7 protein-coding genes and 2 pseudogenes are annotated in these 6848 nt (G+C 70.4%); 2 read left to right on the top strand and 7 right to left on the bottom strand.

Annotated elements, in window-relative coordinates:
* Positions 1-211: 211 nt before the first annotated feature.
* Positions 212-640: a hypothetical protein gene (locus ACZ3YL_RS40650; protein WP_465662709.1), complete on the bottom strand. Its 429-nt coding sequence runs from the start codon at positions 638-640 to the stop codon at positions 212-214.
* Between the two features lie 283 nt (positions 641-923).
* Positions 924-1121: a hypothetical protein gene (locus tag ACZ3YL_RS40645; RefSeq protein WP_188309884.1), complete on the bottom strand. Its 198-nt coding sequence runs from the start codon at positions 1119-1121 to the stop codon at positions 924-926.
* A gap of 314 nt (positions 1122-1435) precedes the next feature.
* On the opposite strand from ACZ3YL_RS40645, the gene ACZ3YL_RS40640 reads away from it, so the two are divergent.
* On the top strand, positions 1436-1741 hold the full coding sequence (locus ACZ3YL_RS40640) for a DUF4193 domain-containing protein (protein ID WP_188309885.1): 306 nt from the start codon (positions 1436-1438) through the stop codon (positions 1739-1741).
* A 421-nt stretch (positions 1742-2162) separates the two neighbouring features.
* Here the strand turns inward: ACZ3YL_RS40640 and ACZ3YL_RS40635 are convergent, their stop codons facing one another.
* Positions 2163-3062 (bottom strand): LysR family transcriptional regulator, encoded by a 900-nt coding sequence (locus ACZ3YL_RS40635; protein ID WP_188309886.1) that lies wholly within the window; start codon positions 3060-3062, stop codon positions 2163-2165.
* A gap of 265 nt (positions 3063-3327) precedes the next feature.
* Between ACZ3YL_RS40635 and ACZ3YL_RS40630 the strand changes: the two genes are divergently transcribed.
* Positions 3328-4515, top strand: a complete 1188-nt coding sequence (locus tag ACZ3YL_RS40630) for an MFS transporter (RefSeq protein WP_317621514.1) — start codon at positions 3328-3330, stop codon at positions 4513-4515.
* Between the two features lie 64 nt (positions 4516-4579).
* Here ACZ3YL_RS40630 and ACZ3YL_RS40625 read toward each other — a convergent pair.
* From ACZ3YL_RS40625 to ACZ3YL_RS40610, 4 genes and pseudogenes are all read right to left on the bottom strand, one after another.
* Positions 4580-4675, bottom strand: a pseudogene (locus tag ACZ3YL_RS40625) (transposase); the annotation flags it as partial.
* A 388-nt stretch (positions 4676-5063) separates the two neighbouring features.
* Positions 5064-5621: pseudogene (locus ACZ3YL_RS40620) on the bottom strand (PucR family transcriptional regulator); the annotation flags it as partial.
* A gap of 215 nt (positions 5622-5836) precedes the next feature.
* Entirely contained in the window at positions 5837-5962 is a 126-nt protein-coding gene (locus ACZ3YL_RS40615) for a hypothetical protein (RefSeq protein WP_262986126.1), read from the bottom strand.
* A 32-nt stretch (positions 5963-5994) separates the two neighbouring features.
* Positions 5995-6765 carry a hypothetical protein gene (locus ACZ3YL_RS40610; RefSeq protein WP_465662706.1) on the bottom strand — a complete coding sequence of 257 codons (771 nt, stop codon included), beginning with the start codon at positions 6763-6765 and terminating at the stop codon, positions 5995-5997.
* Positions 6766-6848: the final 83 nt, after the last annotated feature.

Below are 6848 nucleotides of genomic sequence, written 5' to 3'. Positions count from 1 at the left end.
CGGCAGCCGGACAGAACAACTCGAGGACAGCCCAGCAGGGCGTCAGTCAGTGGCAGAGCCACGACCACCGGAACCTGAGTATCAGCATCAATGTCGGTGGTCGGCGCTAGGCTGCTGCGGCCCCGAGAAGGCACTGGAAGGCCGTCACCCTGCGGGGTGGCGGCCTTTCGGCGTTGCCGGTCGGCACCTTCGGCCGGGTGGCCGGTCGGGTCTACTCGGGCTCGCCAAGCGTCCAGCCGCTGACCGCTGAGATCGAGCCGCGCCAGGTCGGCAGGGTGTGGGTGGTGCGGCCGGAGCGGTAGGTGACGTCCCGCAGGTGAAGGAAGCGGCGATCAACCTCACGGCGGCGCCGGCCGTTCTCGGCGGCGTCGTCCAGGTACCCGATCGCGTGACGTACTACCCGGCGCAGGGTGTCGTCGTGGTCGCCGAGCTGACGCAGGTGCAGGTACTCCCAGGTATCGGTGGAGACCAGCGTGCCGGTCACCAGCGCGCCGCCCAGGGCCAGGGTCACCACGATGTCCCTGGCCTCGATGTCCTCGTGCTCCGCGCCCAGGCGCAGCATCTCCAGGTGCGGGTCGAGCTGGGCGTCCGGCTGGAGCAGCATCCTCAAGGCCGGTTGGACCGCATCTTTCCACGACACCGCGCTGCTCCCCCGGCTCGCTGCATACCTGGGCCAAGTATGTCCTGCTGATGGGCCGGTGATGCTGAGATCAGCTGATCTGGCCACCCGCACCAGCGGGCTCGGGGTCCGTTGCCCGGCGGTACGCCGCCGGGGCCCTGAGAAAGCACTGGAAGGCCGTCACCGTGGGGTGGCGGCCTTCCGGCGTTTTGATCTGGGCGGTCGGCGGTGGGCCGGCCGCCCAGGGCGGCACGCCGTTCGGGGTGGGGCCGCCATTTCCAGCGGATCGCTCAGGCTGGGTGGGTCACCCGGCAGGAACGGCCTGACGTTCGCTGTGCTTGTTGAGCAGGTCCAGCATCTTGTTGAACTCGTCAGTCGGCATCGTGTGGATCAGGTAGCGCGCCGCGGCGACACCATCCTCGTAGGGGAACAGCTTGGGCTGCTGTCCCCCTGTCGTTTCGGCCAGGTTGGCCTGTCCAGGAACGGCTGGTGCGCTCTCCAACGCTGCGTTGACAGGGAGTTCTCGCTCCGTGGAAGACGGTTCCGCCGACGCAGGCCGGGCCTGCTTCAGTCTGCGGCCGGCTTGGCATGCGGCAACGGCGTGTCGAGAGGTCGCTGAGAGCAGAGGACTATCAGAGTGATGACCGCGAGACTGAGCCGTCCCGCCCTCGGTGCGGGTCGTGGCCGCCGACACCGCGTCGCGACAGAGCGTCCGGGCTATCCGAGTGGACCCCCGCGCGGTGCCGACACCGCGCCGAAAAGGCAAGCTGGCGCTGATCCTCTCCCCCGCCCGTCCACTGACGAGAAGGCAGCATCTTGGCAACCGACTACGACGCTCCGCGCAACACCAGCGACGACTCCAGCGACGACAGCATCGAAGAACTGAAGAGCCGACGCGACGACAAGACAGGCTCTGCGGTCGACGTTGACGCCGAAGCCGTCGAAGGCATCGAGCTGCCCGGTGCCGACCTGTCAGGCGAAGAGCTCACCGTGCGGGTCGTACCTCCCCAACAGGACGAGTTCACCTGCATGACCTGCTTCCTGGTCCACCACCGCGCCCAGCTCGCCGGGGAGGACAAGAACGGGCAGCCCATCTGTCGCGACTGCGCCTCCAAGGCCTGAACAGCGACGGGTCGCCCCTGACTCACCGGTCCCTGGGCCCGTTTTCAAAGTCGGCGGTCTGGCCGGGGATCCGCGGTGGACCGCACATCGACGTGGTCAGTGCGCGAGGCCATCGATCAGTTTGCCAAGCGTCGCGCTGATGGCCCGACCGTGGGAGGCGTCAGCCGGCCGGGGTCATGGCGCGGCTGCTCTGCTCGGCGGCCTGGTGGGGCTGTGGTGGGGCCGCCGTGGCGCAGGCCCTAGGCCTGCCCGTGGGCGGTGTGCGTTGGAAGCGCTGACGATGGCGGCCCCCGACTGGCTGCGTGCCTGCCGGGTGGTGGACGCGTCCTGGCAGGAACGCTACGGGCCGCGAGCGGGCGGCGGGCGCAGGGGCCCGGACAGACACCACCGGCGGGAGACGCCCGGGCCGCTGGCCCGGGCGTCACAGGGCGATGACGTGGAGGTCGACCAGGTCGAGCAGCGCCCGCAGGGCCGAGCTGGGCCGCCGGGTCGACGACGTGCCGAGATGCATGCTCCAGCGGAGCATGGTGCCGTGGACGTCCAGGACGTCCAAGACATGCAGGCCGGGGGTGCGGGCAACGACGAACGCGGGCAGGAAGGCGATGCCCAGACCGTGCCGGACCAGCGCCGCCCCCATGTCGATGTCGGGCACTTCCAGTGCCACCCGGCGTACGATGCCCGCCGCCGCGAACGCCCGGTCGACGACCTCGCGGTTGCCGTAGCCCGGCGGGAAGTCCACGAAGGGCTCCCGCGCGAGGTCCGCAAGTGCTACCGCCCCCCGCTGCGCGAGCGGATGGGCGGCGCTCACCACCAGGACGAGCGGCACGGTGGCCAGCTCCCGTGCGTCTATCCCGGCGGGTTTGTGCTCGGGGAGCGACAGGAAGGCCACGTCCAGGTCCCCGCCGAGCAGCGCGTGCGCCAGTCCCGCTGATCCGGTCGTCGCCAGCCGCAGCCGGACGTCGATCGCCGGATGCCGCGCGTGCAGCTGCCCGAGGAGCGCAGGCAGGTCCACCACCTCGACCGAGGCCATGGCGCCCACGTTCACCGTGCCTCGCAGCGTGTCCTGTGCGGCGCGCACGGCGTCCTGGGCCGCCTGGGCGGCGTGCAGGGTGGCCCGAGCCTCCGGCAGCAGCGCCGCGCCCGCCCCGGTGAGCCGGACCTGCTGCGACGTGCGCTCGAACAGCGCGCAGCCGAGCTCGCGCTCCAGGGAGCGGATCGCGGCGGACACCCCCGACTGCACCACGTGCAGCCGACGGGCGGCACGCGTGAAACTCAGCTCCTCGGCGACCGCGATGAAGTGCTCCAGCTGACGTAGCTCCATACGGGGAGTATCACTCGCATTGCTCGAGCCCAGCAAAAACATTCGTTGGCACTGATCCTGGCTGGTGAGGAGGATGAAAAACGCATCCACTGCCGCCCGAGGAGGGGTACCCCTGTCTGCCGTACCGACGCCGCTGAGCTGTCCCCCAGCCGACGCTCCCGGCGACCCGACCCGCCGGATCCCAGCACTTGCTCCCGCCAACCTGCCGCCCCGAGCCCCCGCCGGGCGCCGTGCCTCGCACGCGACCGGCTTCTGGTTCGTGGCGGTGGCCTTCACCGTGCTGATGGCCTTCGGCACCGCGCCGACCCCGCTGTGGCCGCTGTACGAGGCCCGGGACCACTTCGGCGCGACCACGGTCACGGTGGCGTACGCCTCGATGGTCGTGGGCGCAGCGGCCTCCTTCCTCGGACTGGGCCACCTGTCGGACCGGCTCGGCCGGCGGCGCATCATCGTCCCGGCGCTGCTGGTCGGCATCGTCGCGTCGGTCGTACTGATCGTGTGGCGGGACCTGCCGGGGCTGATCACAGGCAGGATCCTGAACGGTGTCGGACTGGGGCTGATGGCCTCGACCGCGACGACGTACCTGCACGACCTCCACCACGAGGCCCGTCCGGAACGGACGGGTTCGGTGCTGCCCGGCATCGTGGCCACCGCCGCCAACCTCGGCGGCCTGGCCTCAGGGCCCCTGGTCGCGGGAGCCGCCGCGGAATGGCTTCCCACGCCCCTGATCACCACCCAGGCGATCTTCACGCTCGCCATGGCAGTGTGCCTGGCGCTGGTCTTGTCGACCCCGGAGACCGTGGACTTGGAGCTGCCCGCGGCCGAACCGCCCAGCAGGTTCGTCCTGCGCCCCGGCGGCCGGCGGACGTTCTGCGCGGCCGGCGCGTTGGGTGCCTTCGCCTTCGCGATCCTCGGCCTGATCTCCTCCCTCGGGGCGAGCGTGCTCCACGGCACCCTGCACACCGACTCGCACCTCGTGGTCGGCCTGGCGGCCTTCCTCATGTTCGGTTCCGCGGCGGCCGCCCAACTGGTGCTGGGCCGCCTCCCACTGCCCCGGGTCCTGACCGTGGGGGCGGTGGTCTTCCCGGTCGGCCTAGTCCTGTGCGCCGTCACCCTCTACCACCCGGCGCTCTGGCACTACCTGGTCGCCGTGTCCCTGTCCGGCGCCGGCTCCGGGCTGCTGTTCAAGGGAGGGGTCGAACGTGCCGTTTCAGTTGCCGCGCCCGCCTCACGCGCGGGGGTCCTCGCCATGTTCTTCGTCGTCGCGTACCTGGGAATGGGCCTGCCGTCCGTCCTATTCAGCATCGCTCTGCGGTACTTCGCCGTGCAGACCGCGATGATCGGCTTCGCGGCGGTTCTCTCCTGCGGCGCCGTGGTGTCGGTCGCCGTCGCGTTGCGCGAACGCGCACTCCGTCCTGGCGCGCTCTCGGCGCAGTCCACTCGCCCCTCCTGACCTCCCTGCGGCCACGGGAGCGGTCGCTACGGTGCACTCCACCATCTGGAACCTGGCCGAGTCCGTGGAGTTCGAAGAGGACGGCGGTGACCAGCCGCAGGAGCGCGTTGTCGTTCGGGAAGACCTGGACGACGTCGGTGCGGCGTTTGATCTCGCGGTCGGCCGGGGCTGGACGGCAGTGACCACGAGCACCCACGGCTTGACGCCTCCGTGCGCCGTGGTGTTGCAGGGCCTCGCCGGCCAGGTCGAGCTCGTCGTGCTGCACACAGGCGAAGAGCCACACCGTGAGAGCGCCGACGTAGCCGAAATCGGGTGGCGACTCTGCGCATTCGACGTGAACCACAGACGACCCGGGTGCCACGGCTTGCCGTGCATGGGGCGAATCAGCATGTGTGAGCGGGTCCGGGCGTGGAAACCCGAGGTGTCCCGACTCCAGGGAGGCGTCGCCGTCGGCCGTCCCGGCATCCGCAGAGCGGCCCAGCCTCCGCCGCCCGGCCCACCCACTGCGGCGCTGCTGACACCACTCCCACAGGAGTTCCAGCGAGGCGTCAGCCGGTCCCGCCCAGCACGATCCTCCACACTCGGGTCGCCACCTGGAGGTTCAGCCGGTCCTCGACGTTCGCGAGGTCATTGCCGCTGATGTCGCGGATGCGCTGGAGCCGGTAGCGCAGCGTGCTGCGGTGGATCGCGAGGGAGTCGGCGGTCTCGTCGTAGTTGCCGCCGCAGTCGAAGTACCGGGACAGGGTCTCCACCAAGGTCGCGTGGTGCCGGGAGTCGTACTCGATAAGCTGCCCGAGCCACTCCTGCACGAATGTCTCCAGTTCCCGGTAGTCGCTGCCAGGTCCCAGGATGCGGTAGAGGCCGAGTTCGTCGAAGAACGACGTGCCGTAGTGCTCGCGGCAGTGGCGGCGCACCTCCAGGGCGCGCTGCGCCTCCTCGTAGCGGCGGGGGATGTCACTCACGGAGTCGCAAGGGGTGCTCACTCCGATCGTCCCGGACCGTGTCCCGGTCTCGCGGGCGAGCGCCTCGTACAACGCGCGGGCGTGCGGCCTGTCGTCGGCGATAAGAACGACGTGGTCGGAACGTCGGGTCAGCAGCGAGCGCAGCGATTCCTTTCCTCCCTTTTTCTCGAGTTCTCCGGTCGGCTATTTCCGGTGTTCTGGCCGGGCCGGGGCTACAGCGGGGTCTCAGCCAGCCGTGTGCACCCACAGTCACCATCCGGCGCAGCGCCGCCGCCCGCCCGGTCCCGCGCGACCGTCATGGCAAGTGGTCCAGACAACACGGTATGAGAGGCCATTCCACGCCCACCACAACCAACAGGTCACACCCGACGGCCCTTCGCCGGGTAGAGCTTGGCGTGCAGTAGCCGGTCTTCCCACCAGGGGTCATCCGGGGTGGAGACCAGTGCGGCCACCAGCCCGCGCTTGGTCGGGACCGGCAACACCAACGGGCCCAGTCGCTTCTCCTGCGCTGGGATGGTCAGAAGGGCGGGTTGTCAGGATCGCCGTCGCCGAGAGGCCAGGCGGAGCTAGGGAGGTACGGGCTGCGGTCGTCGTCGCCAGGCCGGGCAAAGCCGGTGGTGTCGTGGCCCCACGCGGTCAGGGCATCAAGGGCCTGCCAACGACGCCACCGTGTGTCGCAGACGAGCAGGAGGCGTCGGGCGCGGTCGGCCAGGCTGTCACGGTGCCCGGCCAGGCCGGGGTGTTCCGCGAACACCAGAGCGGCACACAGCGCCTCCTCAACGACGACGGTGTCGCGGTCGTCGAGGAACGGCTCGACGGCCTGGAACAGCACCGGCCTCAGGGCCCGCACGGCCACCATCGGCGGGTAGCCCTCCAGGAAGTCCTCCTCGGAGTACCGCTGATGGGCCGCCACGCAGGCGTCGTCGCTGTCGTAGGCGACACTGGCCAGCCAGCCCAGCAGCAGAGCACACACCCTGTCCGCCGCCCCGCGGTGGTGCTCGGCACGGCGGGCCAGGACCGCGGCGACACACAGCGCGACCGACGCGGTCGCCTCGTAGATCGTGTTCTGGTGCTGCACCGGCTCCAGGGCGTTGAGGGCCTGCCGGGTTTCCTTCACGGTCACGTCCGGGCCCAATAGCGGGGCCAGTACCCGGGGAATCCATTCAGCGGTTCCATACGCGGTGCCCAACACGGGCCAAGCCGTGCCCCGCAACACCACCCACGGATCCGGCAGAACATCAAGGACAGGCCCGGCAGAACCGGCATACGCGCCAGAAGTCGTCGTCACCCGCCGACCCTAGAACTCAGCACCGACACCCGGCCCGGCCGAGCCGGCCGCCCACCCGACCGGCGACTCGCAGCACCGCGCTT

Source organism: Kitasatospora sp. NPDC023176, from assembly GCF_055560495.1.
The sequence above is the reverse complement of the archived record's forward strand: the minus strand, read 5'-3'. Positions and strand labels throughout refer to the sequence as shown.